The following is a 16,429-nucleotide window of genomic DNA, read 5'->3' on the forward strand; positions in this document are numbered from 1 at the left end:
GCCGGCTACGGGACGGCGGGACCCTTCGCCGGGTCGTCCCCGGGCCGCTGACCGCGGTCGGCGGGTTCCGGGTCGCCGGGGCGCCGCGACCCGGTCGGATCGCTGCGCCGCGTGTCGCGTCGGGTGAGGCTCGGATCGGCGAACAGCCAGCCCGGTCGCGGCTCGATCAGCGGACGGAACAGGCGCGGCACCGGCGCCGAGGCGAGGGCGGCGGTGATGACGACGGCCGCGGCCACCACGGTCGGCAGCCAGATCCACGTGGGCTCGAGGTCGCGCAGCACGCCCGACTCGCGCAGCGGATACAGCACGAACGAGTGCAGCAGGTACACGTACATCGTGTAGCGGCCGATGGCGGTCCAGCGGTACGCCCCGCGGGGGACGAGGGCGAAGAACGCCACGCTGAGGATCAGGGCGACGACCATGAGCGCGAGACGGACGGCAGCCGCCCACCAGTCGGTGACGCCGATGGCGGCGTAGTTCTCGTCGTAGAACAGCCACTGCCGGAGGTTCATCTCCTCCCACCGGTCGACGAAGAACCAGGCCGCCCATCCGGCGACGCCGAAGACGGTGATGGCGCCGAGCCGGAACGACAGGCGGCGCCGGCGCAGCAGATCACGCCTCTCGAGGATCCTGTGGTGGCTGAGCCACCACCCGATGGTGAAGAAGGGGAGCAGCCCCAGCGTCCGCGACAGCGAGAGCGTCGAGTCGACGTTCGGCAGGTAGCCCACCGAGAGCGACACGACCACCGTCCATGCGACCGGCCATCGGAGCAGCGCCAGATAGGGCAGGACGAGGCGGAAGATCGCCAGCGCCAACAGGAACCACAGCGTCCAGGAGGGCTGGGTGATGTTGGGATTCGCGCTGCCTTCGACCATGAACTTCGTCGCGGTCCAGAGCGCTTCGAAGATGACGTACGGCGCGACGATGTCGGTGAGGATCCGCGTCATCTGCCGCCGGCTCGGCGGGTCGGATTTCGAGAAGTACCCCGAGATCAGGGCGAACGCCGGCATGTGGAAGGCGTAGACCAGCAGGTACAGGCCGAGGGCGATGTCGGAGTCGTAGGTGAGTCGCTGGATGGCGTGGCCGAGGACCACGAGCATGATGCACGCCGCGCGGGCGTTGTCCCACACGGGGACGCGTCGGGTGCCCGGTCCGGCGGCGGGGGCGGTGCTCATCGAGAGCGAGACTACCCGGGGGAATAACGTAGACACGAGTGCGTTGGAACGGGTACATTCACATGCATGGATCGGACGCGACCCGTCCGGAAAGCGAGAAAGATCGTGAGCGACACGACCACCACCTGGCCCGGTGTGCAGTTCGGCATCTTCACGGTGACCGACATCACGCAGGACCCCACCACCGGTCACACGCCGAGCGAGCGCGAACGCATCTCGGCCACCTTGAAGATCGCCACGCACGCCGAGGAGGTCGGCCTCGACGTCTTCGCCATCGGCGAGCACCACAACCCGCCGTTCTGGTCGTCGTCGCCCACCACGACCCTCGCCTACATCGCGGCGCAGACCGAGAGGCTCGTCCTGTCGACCTCGACGACGCTCATCACGACGAACGACCCGGTGAAGATCGCCGAGGACTACGCCATGCTGCAGCACCTCTCGGGCGGGCGCATGGATCTGATGCTCGGCCGCGGCAACACCGGGCCGGTCTACCCGTGGTTCGGGCAGGACATCCGGCAGGGGCTTCCCCTTGCGATCGAGAACTACGCGCTGCTGCACAAGCTGTGGCGGGAGGACGTCGTCGACTGGGAGGGCACCTTCCGCACGGCACTGCAGGGATTCACCGCCACGCCCCGCCCCCTCGACGGCGTGCCGCCGTTCGTCTGGCACGGCTCGATCCGCACGCCCGAGATCGCCGAGCAGGCCGCGTACTACGGTGACGGCTTCTTCGCGAACAACATCTTCTGGCCCGCCGAGCACTACCAGCGCCTCATCGGGCTGTACCGCCAGCGGTGGGAGCACTACGGCCACGGCGCCCCCGAGACGGCGATCGTCGGCATCGGCGGGCAGGCGTTCATGGCGAAGAACTCGCAGGACGCGGTGAACCGGTTCCGGCCCTACTTCGACAACGCGCCGGTGTACGGGCACGGCCCGTCCATGGAGGACTTCACGGAGATGACCCCGCTCACCGTCGGCTCGCCGCAGCAGGTCATCGACCGCTATGCGGGAATGCGCGACGTGTTCGGCGACTTCCAGCGCCAGCTGTTCCTCATGGACCACGCCGGTCTGCCGCTGAAGACGGTCCTCGAACAGCTCGACTTCCTGGGCGGCGAGGTCGTGCCGGTCCTCCGCAAGGAGCTGGCGCAGAACCGACCGGCATCCGTCCCGGACGCGCCCACCCACGCCTCGCGGGTCGCGGCGGCCTACGGCGGGGGACCCGCCCGTGAGGCCCGTCCGCGCGCCAACCGCGGCGACAACCTGTCCGGCCCGAGCCCGTACCAGGACTCGGGCGCGCCCGTCGGCGCGGCCTTCGGCCTCGGCGGTGCTCGATGACCGGGCGTCGGATCGCCGTCGTCTCGGCGGGACTGTCGAACCCCTCGTCGACGCGGATGCTCGCGGACAAGCTCGCCGCGGCGACGCTCGCCGAGCTCTCCGGACGCGACATCGAGGCATCCGTCGACACCTTCGAGCTCCGCGAGTACGCGCACGACGTCACGAACAACCTGCTCACCGGGTTCGCCCCGCCCGCCCTCGAGTCGATGATCAACACGGTCGTGTCGGCGGACGCTCTGATCGTGGTGACGCCGATCTTCTCCACCAGCTACTCGGGGCTGTTCAAGTCGTTCATCGACGTGCTCGACCCCGATGCGCTGACCGGGATGCCGGTGCTCATCGGGGCGAACGCCGGCACGGCGCGCCACTCGCTCGCCATCGACTACGCGATCCGACCGCTGTTCGCCTACCTGCACGCGGAAGCGGTCCCGACCGGGGTCTTCGCCGCGTCGTCCGACTGGGGCGCCCGCGCCGACGACGTCAAGCCGCTGGGGTCGCGCATCGATCGCGGCGCGCGGGAGCTGGCGGACGCGATCGAACGGCGCCCGGCCGGCGCCGCCCTCGACCCGTTCGACCCCGAGTCGTACCTCGGCAAGGGCGGATCGTTCGGGCACCTGCTCGGAGGCCTGAGCGGCGAGTGACCGCAATCACGAAGGGCCCGGATGCGCACGGCATCCGGGCCCTTCGTCGTGGTGGCGGTCAGCCGCTCTTGCGCCGGAACTCGCGCTTGGTCACGGCGCCGTGGGTGCCGTGGACCGCGGAATCGCCGTCCAGGTGCGCCTCACCCTTCCGGTGCTGCGCGTTCTTCTTCTCGAGCGCCTCGCGGAACTTCCGCTTCACGTCGTCGGATGCCGCTTCCGCGGGCTTGTCTGCATCGCTCATACGGCCACGATACGCACGGCGGAGCCCCACTGATAGGCTGGGCCGGGTTGCCTCATCGGCATCCGCTCAATTTCACACTGAGCTCCCATCGCTCGATGGGTTCATGGAGCAGGCCCGGCAGGAAGCTGGTCCCCTGTGGTGGGTTCCCATCCGACGCGATGGTGATCTTCGACTGGTGGCCAGCGCAGGCGGACCCGCGGTACGCACCGCGCGCCCATATCTGCCTGTTCCCGCTCCTTCGTTCGATCTCGTGCGCGAAACGCGCGTGCGAGTCTAAACAAAGAAGGAGAGACCTCTTGGAAGGTCCTGAAATCACCGCCGCCGAAGCCGTCCTCGACAACGGCCGCTTCGGCACCCGCACCATCCGGTTCGAGACCGGCCGCCTCGCGCAGCAGGCGCAGGGCGCCGTCGCCGCGTACCTCGACGAGGAGACGATGCTGCTGTCGGCCACCAGCGCCGGCAAGCACCCTCGCGAAGGCTTCGACTTCTTCCCGCTGACGGTCGACGTCGAAGAGCGTTCGTACGCCGCCGGCAAGATCCCCGGCTCGTTCTTCCGTCGTGAGGGCCGTCCCTCCACCGAGGCGATCCTCGTCTGCCGTCTGATCGACCGCCCGCTGCGCCCGTCGTTCGTCGACGGCCTGCGCAACGAGGTCCAGATCGTCATCACCGTTCTGTCCATCGCGCCCGGCGAGTACTACGACGCCCTCGCGATCAACGCGGCGTCCGCGTCGACGCAGATCTCGGGTCTGCCGTTCTCCGGCCCCATCGCCGGTGTGCGCCTCGCGCTCATCCCCGGTCACGGCGAGCACGCCGACCAGTGGGTCGCCTTCCCGAACCAGGCCCAGGTCGAGGAGGCCGTCTTCGACCTCATGGTCGCCGGTCGGGTCCTCCCCGACGGCGACGTCGCGATCATGATGGTCGAGGCGGAGGCCACCGAGCACAGCTGGAACCTCATCAAGGGCGGCGCCGTCAAGCCGAGCGAAGAGGTCGTCGCCGGCGGCCTCGAGGCCGCCAAGCCGTTCCTGAAGCAGCTCGTCGAGGCGCAGGCGCAGATGGCCGCCAGCTCGTCGCGCGAGCCGGGCGTCTACCCCGTCTTCGCGGCGTACAGCTCCGAGGTCTACGACTTCGTCGCCGGCCGTTCCTACGACGACCTGGTGAACGTCTACCAGATCGCCGACAAGCAGGAGCGCCAGGCAGCCGATGACGTGGTCAAGGACCGCGTGAAGGCCGACCTGCTCGCCGCGGTCGAAGCGGGCGAACTCCCCGCCGGCGCGCCGATCGAGTTCTCCGCCGCGTACAAGTCGGTGACGAAGACGGTCGTCCGCGGCCGGATCCTCGCCGAGGGCGTCCGCATGGACGGTCGCGGACTCGCCGACATCCGTCCGCTCGACGCCGAGGTGCAGGTCATCCCGCGCGTCCACGGTTCGGCGGTCTTCCAGCGCGGCGAGACCCAGATCATGGGTGTCACGACGCTCAACATGCTCAAGATGGAGCAGCAGATCGACTCGCTGTCGCCCACGACGAGCAAGCGCTACATGCACCACTACAACTTCCCGCCGTACTCGACCGGTGAGACCGGTCGCGTGGGCAGCCCCAAGCGTCGCGAGATCGGGCACGGCTTCCTGGCCGAGCGCGCACTCGTGCCGGTGCTGCCGAGCCGCGAGGAGTTCCCGTACGCGATCCGTCAGGTCTCCGAGGCGCTGAGCTCCAACGGCTCGACCTCGATGGGCTCGGTCTGCGCGTCGACCCTCTCGCTGCTGAACGCGGGTGTGCCGCTGCGCGCACCCGTCGCCGGCATCGCGATGGGTCTCGTGTCCGACGAGGTCGACGGCCAGACGCGCTACGCCGCGCTGACCGACATCCTCGGCGCCGAGGACGCTCTCGGCGACATGGACTTCAAGGTCGCCGGCACGAGCGAGTTCATCACCGCGATCCAGCTCGACACGAAGCTCGACGGCATCCCGTCGTCGGTGCTGACCGCGGCGCTCACGCAGGCCAAGGAAGCCCGCATGACGATCCTGAACGTCCTGAACTCGGCGATCGACGCCCCCGACGAGATGGCGGCCACCGCGCCGCGCGTCATCAGCGTGCAGATCCCCACGGACAAGATCGGCGAGCTGATCGGCCCCAAGGGCAAGACGATCAACGCGATCCAGGACGAGACCGGCGCTCAGATCTCGATCGAGGAGGACGGCACGGTGTACATCGGCGCCGTCGACGGTCCCTCGGCCGAGGCTGCTCGCGCGCAGGTCAACGCGATCGCCAACCCGACCAACCCCGAGGTCGGCGAGCAGTTCCTCGGCACGGTCGTGAAGCTGGCCGCGTTCGGCGCGTTCGTGTCGCTGCTGCCCGGCAAGGACGGCCTGCTGCACATCAGCGAGGTCCGCAAGCTCGCCGGCGGCAAGCGCGTCGAGAACGTCGAAGACGTGCTCGGTGTCGGACAGAAGATCCTCGTGCGCATCACGAAGATCGACGACCGTGGCAAGCTCTCGCTCGAGCCCGTCATCGAGGAGGCTGCGGACGAGTCCGCCGCCCCCGCCGAGGCTCCCGCCGAGGCCTGATCCCGGCCGCCGACGCCCGTCCCTCCTGCCGGAGGGGCGGGCGTCTCGCTGTCCGCGCTCGCGACGAGGGGCGCTCCGCCGGCCGCGTGACGAAACCGTTACGTAATTTCCGGTGCGAACCGGGCTCGGATGCGAAGGGCTGTCGGAGGTCTGGCTTACCCTCGGAGTAACGCATCGGGGGATGCGTGGACACACGGATCCTCGAGCGCTCCGCAAGGAGGGGCGATGGGACAGTTCGGCTCGGCGACGCACACGCCGCCACCCACCGATCCCGCCGCGCACCCGTCCGGGCCGCTGCCCGTCCAGGGCGCTCCGGTGGGGCACGCGCTCCGCTCTCCGCTGGGGGAGACGGGCCTGCAGGTGTTCCCACTGATGCTCGGTGGCGCGGAGTTCGGCTGGCATGTCGACCTGACCGCCGCCCACGCGATCCTCGACACCTACGTCCACCGGGGCGGCAACGCCTTCCACACCTGCGACAGCTACGCGGCGGGACGCAGCGAGCACGTCATCGGACAGTGGTTCCGGTCCCGCCGGATGCGCGACGACATCGTGCTGGCCGTTCGTGTCGGGCGCAATCCCGATCATCCGGGACTGGGCTCCGTGAACCTCGTCCGCTCGGTGGAGGCGTCCCTGACCCGCCTCGGCACCGACCGCATCGACGTCCTCTACCTCGATCGCACCGGCGACGGCTCGACCGCGCTGGAGGACACCCTCGCCACGGCGGAATGGCTCGTGGAGGCCGGGAAGGTGCGCACGGTCGCCGCCTTCGGCTACACCGCCGCTCAGCTCGTCGAAGCGCGCATCCTGGCATCCGCGGGCTACCCGAGGTTCACGGTCCTCGACGTGCCCCACAACGTCCTGCGCCGCGACGAGTTCGACGGCGATCTGCGCCTCGTCGCCGGGGCGCAGGGCATCGCCGTCACCCCGTCCCAGGCGCTCGAGCACGGCTACCTCTCCGGAGCGCACCGCAGCCGCGACCGCGTCGGCGCGTCGGTGCGGGGGCGGCAGCTCGCGGCCAGCATGAACCGGCGCGGCGCGCGCACGCTGCGCGCCCTCGACCGCGTCGCCGCCGAACTCAGCGTCCCGCCCGCGGCGGTCGCGATCGCCTGGCTGCTCGCGCAGCGCATCGTGGTCGCACCGATCGTCAACGCGTATGCCGTGGGCCACGTCGAGGAGCTCGTGCAGGGTGTCGGCGTGCAGCTGAGCCGCGCGCATCTGGCTGAGATCGCCCGAGCCACCGAGTGAACCGACTCTGACATAGGGTGAGAGTAAGCCGCAGCGATCTCGCGGCGCTGGACGACGAAGCGAGCAATGACGTGACGCACTATCTCTACCTTGTGCGCCATGGCGAGCACCTCGATGCCGAGCACGGACTCGCCGATGGTCCCCTCTCGCCGCGAGGACGCCGCCAGGCGGAGTTCCTCGCCGATCGCCTCTCCGGCGTGCCGCTGACGAACGTCTGGCATTCCCCCCTTGAGCGGGCCGCCGAGACCGCGCGTGCGGTCTCCGAGCGGCTGCCGTCGGTGGAGCCCGAGCCCACCGCGCTGCTGTTCGACTGCGTCCCGAGCGGGATGACGCCGGACACGCCGAGCGTCTACGAGCCGTTCTTCGGCGGTGTGACCGAGGCCGAGACGGATGCCGGGGCGGCGCAGATGTCCGACGCGGTGGCGGAGTTCCTCGCGCACCGGCCCAATGCGCACGAGCTGCTCATCACGCACAACTTCGTCATCGCCTGGTTCGTCCGCGAGGTGCTGCAGGCGCCCACCTGGCGCTGGCTCACGATCAATCAGGCGCACTGCGGTCTCACGGTCCTGGCGCAGCGCGCCGGCCGGCCGTGGACGCTGGTGGCGCACAACGACCTCGCCCATCTCCCCATGGAGCTCCGCACCGGCCTCCCCGAGGCGCCCCTCGTCTGACGCCGGCCGGCGCCCTAGGGTGAACGGATGCCACAACCCGGAGCCGAGCTCGACATCACCGTCGCCGACGTCGAGCGACTGGTCGGCACGCAGCATCCGGCGCTGCGGGCATCCGTCCGTCGCGCCGCCTCGGGCTGGGACAACGACGTCTTCCGGTTGGGGGAGGACCTCGCCGTCCGGCTGCCGCGGCGGCAGGCCGCCGTGCCGCTGATCGAGCACGAGCAGCGCTGGCTGGCGGACATCGCGGCTCGGATGCCGGTCGACCTGCCCGTCCCGGTCGCGGTTGGGCGTCCCGATCCCGGCTTCCCGTGGCCGTGGAGCATCGTGCCCTGGTTCGAGGGCACCGTCGCAGCGACCGTGTCCGCCTCGGAACGGAACGGCATCGCCCGGCAGCTCGCCGACGCCCTGCGGGCCCTGCACGTCCCGGCGCCGATCGACGCGCCCCGCAATCCGGTCCGCGGGGTCCCGCTCGCAGACCGTGCCGCCGCGGTCGAGCCGCGCTTCGCCGCATTCCCGGAGCTGCGAGGCCTGTGGCGCGCGGGACTCGCGGCGCCGTCCTGGCCCCACCCGCCCGTCTGGGTCCACGGCGACGTGCATCCCGGCAACATCGTCGTCCGGGACGGCCGGGTGCGTGCCCTGCTCGACTTCGGCGACATGTGCGCGGGGGATCCGGCCTGCGACCTCGCGATCGCATGGCTGGGCTTCACGGCCGACGGGCGGGACGTCTTCCAGCGCTCGCTCGCGGACGCCTACGACAGCCATGTCTGGACCCGTGCCCGGGCCTGGGCCGCCGCGATCGCCGCACTGCTCGCCGACGCCGACGATGCCTGGTTGCGGGCGATGTCCGCCGCCGCCGTCGCGGAGTTGACCGCCCGGTAGCGCCCCCGGTTTGGGAACCGGGTCGACGGGGGGAAGAATCGACCGGTGCTCGATGGTCCTGCTCTCGCCGACTGGCTGCCCGTCTCGGCGGCCGCGCTGGTGTTCCTGATCGCTGCGGCGGGGATCGCCGGCTGGGTGGACGCCGTGGTCGGCGGCGGCGGGCTCATCCAGCTGCCGGCGCTCGTGATCGCCGTCCCGCAGGATGTGCCGACCCCGTACATCCTGGGCACCAACAAGCTGTCGTCGTTCGTCGGCACGCTGTCGGCGAGCTGGGTGTACCTCCGCCGCATCCGCGTCCATCTGTCGCTCCTGCTGCCGCTCGTCGCCGGCGCGTTCGCGGGATCGTCGGTCGGCGCGGCGCTGTCCCGCTACGTCCCGCGCGAGGTCCTGACGCCCGTCGTCCTCGTGGCGGTCATCGTCGTCGGCGTCTACACGCTGCTGAAGCCGACGATGGGCCTGCATCACGAACCTCGGCACACCCACCGGGGCGCGGTCGCCTGGCGGTCGGCCGTCATCGGCGTGGGAGTCGGGTTCTACGACGGGCTCCTGGGCCCCGGCACCGGGTCGTTCTTCGTGATCCTGCTGGTCGGCGTCCTCGGGTTCGGCTTCCTGCAGGCGAGCGTCAACGCGAAGATCGCGAATCTGACCACCAACCTCGCCGCCCTCGCCGTCTACGGCGTGCACGGCGAGGTCCTCCTTCTCCTCGGCGCAGCGATGGCGGTGGCGAACATGACCGGCGGCATCGTCGGCGCGCGGATGGCCACGAAGAACGGCAACGGCTTCGTCCGGGTCGTCTTCCTCGTCGTGCTGTCGCTGCTCGTCGTGAAGCTCGCGTGGGACACCGTCGTGCAATTCCTGCCCGCGTAGGCTGAAGGCATGACGACGCGCGTTGCCCTCGTGGGCGGAACCGGCAAGCTGGGGCGCATCATCGCCGGCGTGATCGACGAGACCGAAGGGTTCGAGACCGTCGCGGTACTCGGGTCGTCGAGCGATCTGACCGAGCTCGATGGGGCCGACCTCGTCGTCGACGCCTCCACGCCGGCTGTCTCGATCGACGTCGTGCGCGCGGCGATCGACCGGGGGATCAATGTCCTGGTCGGAACGTCCGGCTGGTCAGCCGAGCGCATCTCGCTCGTCCGACCGCTGGTGGAGGCCGCCGGCACCGGTGTCGTGTTCATCCCGAACTTCTCGCTCGGCTCGGTCATCGGCTCGGCGCTCGCCGCGGCATCCGCTCGCTTCTTCCCCTCCATCGAGATCGTCGAGACCCACCGCGAGACGAAGGTCGACTCGCCGAGCGGCACCGCCGTCCGCACCGCCGAGCTGATCGCCGCCGCGAGGGCGGATGCGGGGCCCGTCGAGGCTCCGCACGTCGACCAGCGTGCCCGGGGGCAGCAGATCGCCAGCATCCCGGTCCACTCCCTGCGGCGTCCCGGTGTCATCGCGCGTCAGGAGACGATCCTGTCGGGACCGGGGGAGTCCCTGACGATCGTGCACGACACGATCGAGCCCGCGGCCGCCTATGCCCCCGGCATCCGTGTCGCCCTCGGTGCAGCGCGCAGTGCGTCCGGCGTGATCGTGGGGCTGGACTCGATGATCGACATCGGCATCCGCATGCCGTCCGCCCCGGGACGCACGGCGCCGATCGCCGACGAGGTGTCCGGCCAGGCCGCGCGCGCGGCCGGCGCATGATCGCCCGCATCGGCGTCATCGTCGTCGCCGCCGTCCTCGCGCTGTACATCGCGCTCGTCGGTCAGCGGGCGTGGCTGCTGCTCACCAGCGGCGCCCCCGTGGGGATCACGATGGGCGTGCTGATGCTGCTGCTCCCCGTCGTCGCCGCCTGGGCGCTGTGGCGCGAACTCAGCTTCGGGGTGGGCGCGCAGCGACTCGGCCGACGACTCGAGGCGGAGGGCGGCCTCCCCGACGAGGAGCTGACGCTCCGCCCGAGCGGCCGTCCCGTCGCGGCCGAGGCGGACGCCCTGTTCCCCGCCTATCGCGAGGCGGTCGAGCAGGCGCCCGACGACTGGCGGGCCTGGTACCGGCTGGGACTGCTGTACGACGGCTCCGGCGACCGTCGACGTGCCCGGGGTGCCGTCCGCAAGGCCATCGGCCTGGAACGGGCGGCGCGACGCGCCTGAGCCGGACCGCTCGTGGACAGCGGGGCGGCCGGTCAGACCGCGGCGGCCACCGCATCCTCGACGGTGGGATGCCGGAACGTGAACCCCGTGTCGGTCAGCACCCGCGGCACCACGTGGGTGTCCGTCGTCAGCAGCGCCTGCACGGCGTCCGCACCGAGGACCAGCTTCATCGCGGGGACCGGCGCGCGCAGCAGGTACGGCCGGTTGAGCCGGACGGCCAGGGCGAACCCCAGGTCGTTCGCCGTGGCGCGGGTCGGGCCGGACAGGTTGACGGGGCCCGTGATGCGCTCGTCGATGACGTGGCGGATCGCCCGGATCTCGTCGTCGAGCGAGATGTACGGCCACGTCTGGGTGCCGCGGCCGATCGGACCCGACAGGCCCGCGCGCGTGAGGAGCATCAGCGGCTTCAGCACGCCCTCGCGGTGGACGATCGGCGCTGTGCGCAGCAGCGCGACGGCGTCGCCCGCGGTCCGCGCGGCCCCTTCCCACTCCCCGCACAGGTCCGACAGGAAGGCGTCGCCGCGCGGGCCGTCCTCGTCGAAGGCGCGTCCCGGCTCGTCGGGCGGGTAGTACCCGACCGCTGACGAGCTGACGAACAGCGGTGCGTCCGCACCCAGTTCGCGGAGCGCACGGGCGAGTGTCTGCGTCGGGTGGATCCGCGACCAGATGAGCTCGTGCCGATAGCGGGAGGTCCAGGGGAAGCGGCCGATGCTGGCGCCGTTGAGGTTCACGACCGCCGTCGCGCCGGCGAGCACCGCCGGGTCGAGCTTCTCGGTACCGGGCGCCCACTGCACCTCGTCCGGCCCGTCCGGGGCGTGCCGGACGAGGCGGGTCACGGCGATGCCGTCCGCGGTCAGCGACTCGGTCAGCGCGCGGCCGATGAGCCCCGATGCCCCCGAGACGACGACGCGACGATCAGGCAAGCGTCGCCTCGAGGGTGATCTCGATGCCGGCGAGGGCGGCCGAGACCGGGCATCCGCTCTTCGCCTCGTTCGCGATGCGGTCGAAGTCCTCGGCCGAGATCCCGGGCACCGTCGCATTGACGTTCAGGTGGGAGCCGGTGATGCCGGTCCCGGGGATGAAGGTGACGGATGCCGTCGTCTCGACGCTCTCAGGCGGGGTGCCGTTGTCGGCGAGGGCGTTGGACAGGGCCATGCTGAAGCAGGACGAGTGAGCGGCGGCGATGAGCTCCTCGGGTGTCGTGACCGAGGTGGATCCTTCGCTGCGGGCCTTCCAGTTCACGGGCAGCGGCCCCTGGTTGGAGCTCTCCAACGCGATCTCGCCGGAGCCCTCGAACAGGCTCCCCTTCCAGCTGGTGGTGGCTTCGCTCGTGACGCTCATGGGATCTCCCTCGCAGGCGGAACAGGTTGTCCCGAGCCTAGACCGGGTGGCGGGGAGAGGGAACGGATGCCGGCCGGCCCGGTGTCAGGCCGCGCGGCCGACGAGGCCGATGCGCTGCAGCAGCAGCCACAGCCGGCATCCCAGGCACAGGCCGAACGCCGCGTTCAGGAACGCCGCGACGAACGCGAGCGCCGCCGCGATCGGGAGGGCGAGCGGGACACCCGCCACGTGCAGGGCGAGGCCGAGCGTCGCGACGACGAGCCCGACGCCCTGCGCGAAGCGCGGCGGGCGGGGGTCCTCCAGCTCGGCCGGCGGGGCCAGGCGAGGCTGGACGGCGGCACGGTACAGGACGCCCCACGGGGCGGTCCGGGGGGAGAGCACGCCCCACAGGAACAGCAGCGCGACGACGAGGAGGGCGACGAATCCGGGGTCGGCGACGCGGGAGGAGAGCGGGAGGAGGGGGAGCGCCCACGCACCGGCGACGAACGCGACGTCGACCTGCTGGGTGTCGAACCAGCCGAAGCCCGCACCGTCGGCGAAGGCGACGTCGGTCGGGATCCCGTCGGCGTTCGTGAAGGTGGCCCACCACTCTGCGGCGCGCGCGGTGGAGAGCCCCGTGAGCGCGAGCAGGGTCGCCGCCATCAGCAGCACGGAGGTGAGTGCGGCGGCGAAGCGGGGTCCGCGCGGGTCGATGAGGCCGGCCTCAGCCACGCCGGCTCCCGGTCATGGCGCGGTCGAGCTCGAACTCCACGATCGATCGGCTGGGCGCGCCGCCGAAGCGAGTCCGCACGGTGCCCTGACGGTCGAGGATGAGGGTCGTGGGTGTCTGCAGCACCGCGAAGTGCCGGGCGATGTCGGGGCGGTGGGTCAGGTCGACGTCCAGGTGCAGGACGCCGTCGCGCTCAGCGGCGATCTCGCGGAGGGTCCGGTGCACCCCGGGACACCGACTGCACATGTCGGTGCTGAACTGCAGCAGCGTCGCGGCGTCACCCAGGCGGTCGGCGCCGAGCCGCGAGGGCTCGACGACCTCGGTCGGGTCGAACCTGCGAGGCCGATTCTGCTGCCAGCGGGCGACGATGCCGACGCCGAGGGTGGCCGCCAGGAGGGCGGCCAGGACGATGACGGCGGGGAGCAGATCCATGACCGCTCCACAGTAGTGTTCCGCGGCCGCCCCCCGCCGCACGGGGCGGATCAGCGACGCGTGTCGCGGCCCCCGCAGGTAGGGTGTGAGCCGTGAGCGACAGCGCAGAGGCCCCCGAGATCCAGTTCCGCAGCGACGTCACCGTCGAGCTCGTGCGCTCGAGCGCCGCCGACAGCGACGTGCTGTTCGCGGCGCGGGTGTCCACGCAGGGCGAGCAGACGCTGACCGCCGCGGCAGAGGGCACCGAGGCGACGGGTCGCGACCGAGGTCTCATCAACTACCTGATGCGAGACCGCCACGGCTCGCCGTTCGAGCACAACTCGATGACGTTCTACGTGCAGGCGCCGATCTTCGTGTTCCGCGAGTTCATGCGGCACCGCATGGCGTCGTACAACGAGGAATCGGGCCGCTACCGAGAGCTGCGACCCGTGTTCTACGTTCCCGCGCCCCAGCGGAACCTGCTGCAGGTCGGCAAGCCCGGCGCGTACGAGTTCCTCCCCGGCTCGCCCGAGCAGGTCGAACTCGTCGATCAGACGACACGCGAGGCATCCGTGGCCGCCTTCGAGGCGTATCAGCGGATGCTGCAGGCCGGCGTCGCCCGCGAGGTCGCGCGCATCGTCCTGCCGCTGAACATCTTCTCGTCCATGTACGTGACGGTGAATGCGCGCTCGCTGATGAACTTCCTGTCGCTGCGCACGAAGCGCGAGGGGACGCACTTCCCGTCGTTCCCGCAGCGCGAGATCGAGATGTGCGCCGAGAAGATGGAAGACGCATTCCGCGAGCTCATGCCGCTCACCTACGCCGCTTTCAACGCGAACGGCCGCGTCGCCCCGTAACCGGCTCGCCACCTGCATCCCCGGCCTAAGCTGACGGCCATGACACGGACGGCAGTGATCACAGGCGCGAGCTCGGGCCTCGGAGCGGAGTTCGCCCGTCAGCTCGCGGCGCGCGGCGCCGACGTCGTGCTCGTCGCCCGCGACGAGGCGGCGTTGACCGCCCTCGCCGCGGAGATCACGGCGACGACCGGTCGGCGGGCGGACGTGCTGGTGTCGGACCTGGTCGAACCGGAGCAGCGAGCGCGGGTCGAGGCGAGGCTCTCGGATGCGACGGCACCGGTCGACCTCCTCGTCAACAACGCGGGCTACGGCCTTCCGCTGGCCTTCGAGTCCAACGACGTCGAGGACGAAGCGCGCCACCTGGCGCTACACGTCGAGGTGCCGATGCGCCTGACCCATGCGGTGCTGCCCGCGATGCTCGCCCGGGGCGCCGGTCGCATCGTGAACGTGGCATCCGTCGCCGGCCTGATGCCCCGCGGGACATACGGCGCGGCCAAGGGCTGGCTCGTGAGCTTCAGTCGGTGGGCGAACGTCGCCTACCGCGACCATGGGGTGACCGTGACCGCCGTCTGCCCGGGTTTCGTCCACACCAACTTCCACGAGCGTCTCGGGCTGCCGCCGGGGGAGGAGGGGGTCCCCGGCTGGATGTGGCTGAACGCGCCGGCTGTCGTCGCGGAGGCGCTCCGGGATGCCGCCCGCGGCAGGCCGGTGTCGATCCCGTCGCGGCGGTACCGGATCCTGGTGGCGCTGTCGCGCGTGCTGCCGGACCGCCTCGTGATCGCCGCCGCGTCGCGCGGCCGCTGATCGCCGCCCCCGACCCCCGCCGACCGCCGCCGCCTCGCGCTGCCGCCTCGCGCTGCCACCTCGCGCCGCCGCCTGCTGCCGTCTCGCGCCGCCGCCTCGCCCGGCCGCCTCGCGCGGCCGAGCCGATACGCCGGCACGATCGACGGCAGTCTGCGGGTCTCACGAGTCCCTCCCGCGCTGTTCCGCCCCACCGATCGTGCAGGCGCAACCGGACCGGCCGGCCGGCACCTGCACGCGACCTCGGCCGTGCGCGAACATCTGCACGACCGGTGGGGCCGATGGGGCACGCGACGCCCCGCCGGTGCCTGCCCGCACCACCGCTCGTGCATCCGTGCCGCCGCCTTCTCCCCAGCCTCCCCGACCCGCGCGCTTCTCACGGCGCCGCTTGTGCGCCGACCGTCGGGCTCGGACGAAGACGAGGCTCGGCCGCATGGACAGCAGCGCGGTGGCTTCGACGATCCGGATGCTGGGCGGTATCGCACGCACGTCGCAGCTCCGCGCCCGCGGGGCGAGCCGCATGCAGGTGGCGCGCGCCGCAGAACGGGGTGCGATCGAGCGGGTGCGAACCGGTGTGTACGCGGCGGGCCTGCTCCCGCCGGACGTGCGTCGCGCCGCGGCGCACGGCGGTGAGGTGGGCTGCGCATCCGCGTTGCGCCAGCGGGGCGTGTGGGTGTGGGAGCCCGACGAGCGTCTTCACGTCTGGGTCGGTCCGGACGCGAGGGTGCATCCGCACGACGGATGCCGGTGCGTCACGCACCGCGATGCCGGCGGCGCGGCCTTCGGCGTCGTCTCGATCTCCCGCGCTCTCGTCCAGTGCGCGTCATGCCTCGGGAGCGAGGTGTTCTTCGCCGCTTTCGAGTCCGCGTGGGCGCTGGGCCTGCTGACGGCGGCGGACCGCGGGGAGGTCCGCGCGTCGCTTCCGGCCCGCTTCCGCTGGTTGGTCGACATCGCCCGCCCTGACGCCGGAAGCGGCCTCGAATCGCTGCTCCGGCTGCGATTGCTGCGGCTCGGCATCCAGCTCGAGTGCCAGGTGGTCATCGCGGGCGTCGGGCGCGTGGACTTCGTGCTCGAGGGATGCATCGTGCTGGAGGTCGACGGACGTCTCAACCATGAGGGCCCGTCGCTGCGGCACCGCGACCTCGTTCGGGATGCCGCGGCAGCCGCCGCCGGGTACGAGACGCTCCGATTCGACTACGCCATGGTCATCCACGACTGGCCGCGGGTCGAGCGCGCCATCCTGGCCCGCCTTCAGGTCCATCGGGCTGCCGGCGTCCGATCGGGCATCCCGCGCTAGCCACATCCGTCGCACGGGCCGACAGCAGCACCACGCGTCGTGCGTCCGCATCGGCCACGCGGCGCCCGCATCCTGGCCCGCCTTCAGGTCCATCGGGCTGCCGGCGTCCGATCGGGCATCCCGCGCTCGTCAC

The 16,429-nt window shown here is 71.4% G+C and carries 18 protein-coding genes; 12 read left to right on the top strand and 6 right to left on the bottom strand.

What is annotated here, in order from left to right:
- Positions 1–5: 5 nt before the first annotated feature.
- The gene (locus tag AB3M83_RS05785) at positions 6–1,175 is read right to left on the bottom strand and encodes an acyltransferase family protein (protein ID WP_412945841.1); all 1,170 of its coding nucleotides are present in this window, start codon (positions 1,173–1,175) and stop codon (positions 6–8) included.
- A gap of 135 nt (positions 1,176–1,310) precedes the next feature.
- Between AB3M83_RS05785 and AB3M83_RS05790 the strand changes: the two genes are divergently transcribed.
- Both AB3M83_RS05790 and AB3M83_RS05795 read left to right on the top strand, forming a co-directional pair.
- Complete coding sequence (locus AB3M83_RS05790) at positions 1,311–2,507, top strand: LLM class flavin-dependent oxidoreductase (protein ID WP_412945988.1); 1,197 nt, start codon at positions 1,311–1,313, stop codon at positions 2,505–2,507.
- A complete protein-coding gene (locus tag AB3M83_RS05795) occupies positions 2,504–3,148 on the top strand; it encodes an FMN reductase (protein ID WP_412945843.1) in 645 nt (214 codons plus the stop codon). The genes AB3M83_RS05790 and AB3M83_RS05795 overlap by 4 nt, the downstream gene beginning before the upstream one ends.
- 58 nt (positions 3,149–3,206) lie before the next feature.
- Here the strand turns inward: AB3M83_RS05795 and AB3M83_RS05800 are convergent, their stop codons facing one another.
- Positions 3,207–3,389 (bottom strand): DUF5302 domain-containing protein, encoded by a 183-nt coding sequence (locus tag AB3M83_RS05800; RefSeq protein ID WP_412945845.1) that lies wholly within the window; start codon positions 3,387–3,389, stop codon positions 3,207–3,209.
- Between the two features lie 296 nt (positions 3,390–3,685).
- Between AB3M83_RS05800 and AB3M83_RS05805 the strand changes: the two genes are divergently transcribed.
- The 7 genes from AB3M83_RS05805 to AB3M83_RS05835 all read left to right on the top strand — a co-directional run bounded on the left by AB3M83_RS05805 (position 3,686) and on the right by AB3M83_RS05835 (position 10,880).
- Positions 3,686–5,950 (top strand): polyribonucleotide nucleotidyltransferase, encoded by a 2,265-nt coding sequence (locus tag AB3M83_RS05805; RefSeq protein ID WP_412945847.1) that lies wholly within the window; start codon positions 3,686–3,688, stop codon positions 5,948–5,950.
- Between the two features lie 225 nt (positions 5,951–6,175).
- The gene (locus tag AB3M83_RS05810; protein ID WP_412945848.1) at positions 6,176–7,195 is read left to right on the top strand and encodes an aldo/keto reductase; all 1,020 of its coding nucleotides are present in this window, start codon (positions 6,176–6,178) and stop codon (positions 7,193–7,195) included.
- A 71-nt stretch (positions 7,196–7,266) separates the two neighbouring features.
- Entirely contained in the window at positions 7,267–7,866 is a 600-nt protein-coding gene (locus AB3M83_RS05815; RefSeq protein ID WP_412945850.1) for a histidine phosphatase family protein, read from the top strand.
- A 27-nt stretch (positions 7,867–7,893) separates the two neighbouring features.
- Positions 7,894–8,745, top strand: a complete 852-nt coding sequence (locus tag AB3M83_RS05820) for an aminoglycoside phosphotransferase family protein (RefSeq protein ID WP_412945852.1) — start codon at positions 7,894–7,896, stop codon at positions 8,743–8,745.
- A gap of 45 nt (positions 8,746–8,790) precedes the next feature.
- Positions 8,791–9,612, top strand: coding sequence for a sulfite exporter TauE/SafE family protein (locus AB3M83_RS05825; RefSeq protein WP_412945854.1), 822 nt, complete (start codon positions 8,791–8,793; stop codon positions 9,610–9,612).
- Positions 9,613–9,621: 9 nt separating this feature from the next.
- Positions 9,622–10,434, top strand: coding sequence for a 4-hydroxy-tetrahydrodipicolinate reductase (locus AB3M83_RS05830; RefSeq protein WP_412945856.1), 813 nt, complete (start codon positions 9,622–9,624; stop codon positions 10,432–10,434).
- Positions 10,431–10,880: a hypothetical protein gene (locus tag AB3M83_RS05835; protein ID WP_412945858.1), complete on the top strand. Its 450-nt coding sequence runs from the start codon at positions 10,431–10,433 to the stop codon at positions 10,878–10,880. The genes AB3M83_RS05830 and AB3M83_RS05835 overlap by 4 nt, the downstream gene beginning before the upstream one ends.
- 32 nt (positions 10,881–10,912) lie before the next feature.
- Here the strand turns inward: AB3M83_RS05835 and AB3M83_RS05840 are convergent, their stop codons facing one another.
- From AB3M83_RS05840 to AB3M83_RS05855, 4 genes are all read right to left on the bottom strand, one after another.
- The gene (locus AB3M83_RS05840) at positions 10,913–11,803 is read right to left on the bottom strand and encodes a TIGR01777 family oxidoreductase (protein ID WP_412945860.1); all 891 of its coding nucleotides are present in this window, start codon (positions 11,801–11,803) and stop codon (positions 10,913–10,915) included.
- Complete coding sequence (locus AB3M83_RS05845; protein ID WP_412945862.1) at positions 11,796–12,221, bottom strand: OsmC family peroxiredoxin; 426 nt, start codon at positions 12,219–12,221, stop codon at positions 11,796–11,798. Before AB3M83_RS05845 ends, AB3M83_RS05840 begins: the two co-directional genes overlap by 8 nt.
- An 84-nt stretch (positions 12,222–12,305) precedes the next feature.
- On the bottom strand, positions 12,306–12,932 hold the full coding sequence (locus AB3M83_RS05850) for a DUF4395 domain-containing protein (RefSeq protein ID WP_412945864.1): 627 nt from the start codon (positions 12,930–12,932) through the stop codon (positions 12,306–12,308).
- Positions 12,925–13,362: a TlpA family protein disulfide reductase gene (locus AB3M83_RS05855; RefSeq protein ID WP_412945865.1), complete on the bottom strand. Its 438-nt coding sequence runs from the start codon at positions 13,360–13,362 to the stop codon at positions 12,925–12,927. Before AB3M83_RS05855 ends, AB3M83_RS05850 begins: the two co-directional genes overlap by 8 nt.
- A 92-nt stretch (positions 13,363–13,454) precedes the next feature.
- On the opposite strand from AB3M83_RS05855, the gene thyX reads away from it, so the two are divergent.
- The 3 genes from thyX (at position 13,455) to AB3M83_RS05870 (ending at position 16,296) form a co-directional block, all read left to right on the top strand.
- Positions 13,455–14,198 carry an FAD-dependent thymidylate synthase gene (gene thyX, locus AB3M83_RS05860; protein ID WP_412945867.1) on the top strand — a complete coding sequence of 248 codons (744 nt, stop codon included), beginning with the start codon at positions 13,455–13,457 and terminating at the stop codon, positions 14,196–14,198.
- 39 nt (positions 14,199–14,237) lie between these two features.
- Positions 14,238–15,002 carry an SDR family NAD(P)-dependent oxidoreductase gene (locus AB3M83_RS05865; protein ID WP_412945869.1) on the top strand — a complete coding sequence of 255 codons (765 nt, stop codon included), beginning with the start codon at positions 14,238–14,240 and terminating at the stop codon, positions 15,000–15,002.
- Positions 15,003–15,432: 430 nt separating this feature from the next.
- Positions 15,433–16,296: a type IV toxin-antitoxin system AbiEi family antitoxin domain-containing protein gene (locus tag AB3M83_RS05870; RefSeq protein ID WP_412945871.1), complete on the top strand. Its 864-nt coding sequence runs from the start codon at positions 15,433–15,435 to the stop codon at positions 16,294–16,296.
- Positions 16,297–16,429: the final 133 nt, after the last annotated feature.

It is taken from the genome of Microbacterium pasadenense (assembly GCF_047246565.1).
In the GTDB taxonomy this organism is placed as follows: Bacteria; Actinomycetota; Actinomycetes; order Actinomycetales; family Microbacteriaceae; genus Microbacterium.

What these genes read in the sequence shown, in the direction of transcription:
- AB3M83_RS05785 (WP_412945841.1), bottom strand. Translation starts at nt 1,175, where the DNA reads ATGAGCACCGCCCCCGCCGCCGGACCGGGCACCCGACGCGTCCCCGTG.
- AB3M83_RS05795 (WP_412945843.1), top strand. Translation starts at nt 2,504, where the DNA reads ATGACCGGGCGTCGGATCGCCGTCGTCTCGGCGGGACTGTCGAACCCC.
- AB3M83_RS05800 (WP_412945845.1), bottom strand. Translation starts at nt 3,389, where the DNA reads ATGAGCGATGCAGACAAGCCCGCGGAAGCGGCATCCGACGACGTGAAG.
- AB3M83_RS05810 (WP_412945848.1), top strand. Translation starts at nt 6,176, where the DNA reads ATGGGACAGTTCGGCTCGGCGACGCACACGCCGCCACCCACCGATCCC.
- AB3M83_RS05820 (WP_412945852.1), top strand. Translation starts at nt 7,894, where the DNA reads ATGCCACAACCCGGAGCCGAGCTCGACATCACCGTCGCCGACGTCGAG.
- AB3M83_RS05830 (WP_412945856.1), top strand. Translation starts at nt 9,622, where the DNA reads ATGACGACGCGCGTTGCCCTCGTGGGCGGAACCGGCAAGCTGGGGCGC.
- AB3M83_RS05835 (WP_412945858.1), top strand. Translation starts at nt 10,431, where the DNA reads ATGATCGCCCGCATCGGCGTCATCGTCGTCGCCGCCGTCCTCGCGCTG.
- AB3M83_RS05845 (WP_412945862.1), bottom strand. Translation starts at nt 12,221, where the DNA reads ATGAGCGTCACGAGCGAAGCCACCACCAGCTGGAAGGGGAGCCTGTTC.
- AB3M83_RS05855 (WP_412945865.1), bottom strand. Translation starts at nt 13,362, where the DNA reads ATGGATCTGCTCCCCGCCGTCATCGTCCTGGCCGCCCTCCTGGCGGCC.
- AB3M83_RS05865 (WP_412945869.1), top strand. Translation starts at nt 14,238, where the DNA reads ATGACACGGACGGCAGTGATCACAGGCGCGAGCTCGGGCCTCGGAGCG.
- AB3M83_RS05870 (WP_412945871.1), top strand. Translation starts at nt 15,433, where the DNA reads ATGGACAGCAGCGCGGTGGCTTCGACGATCCGGATGCTGGGCGGTATC.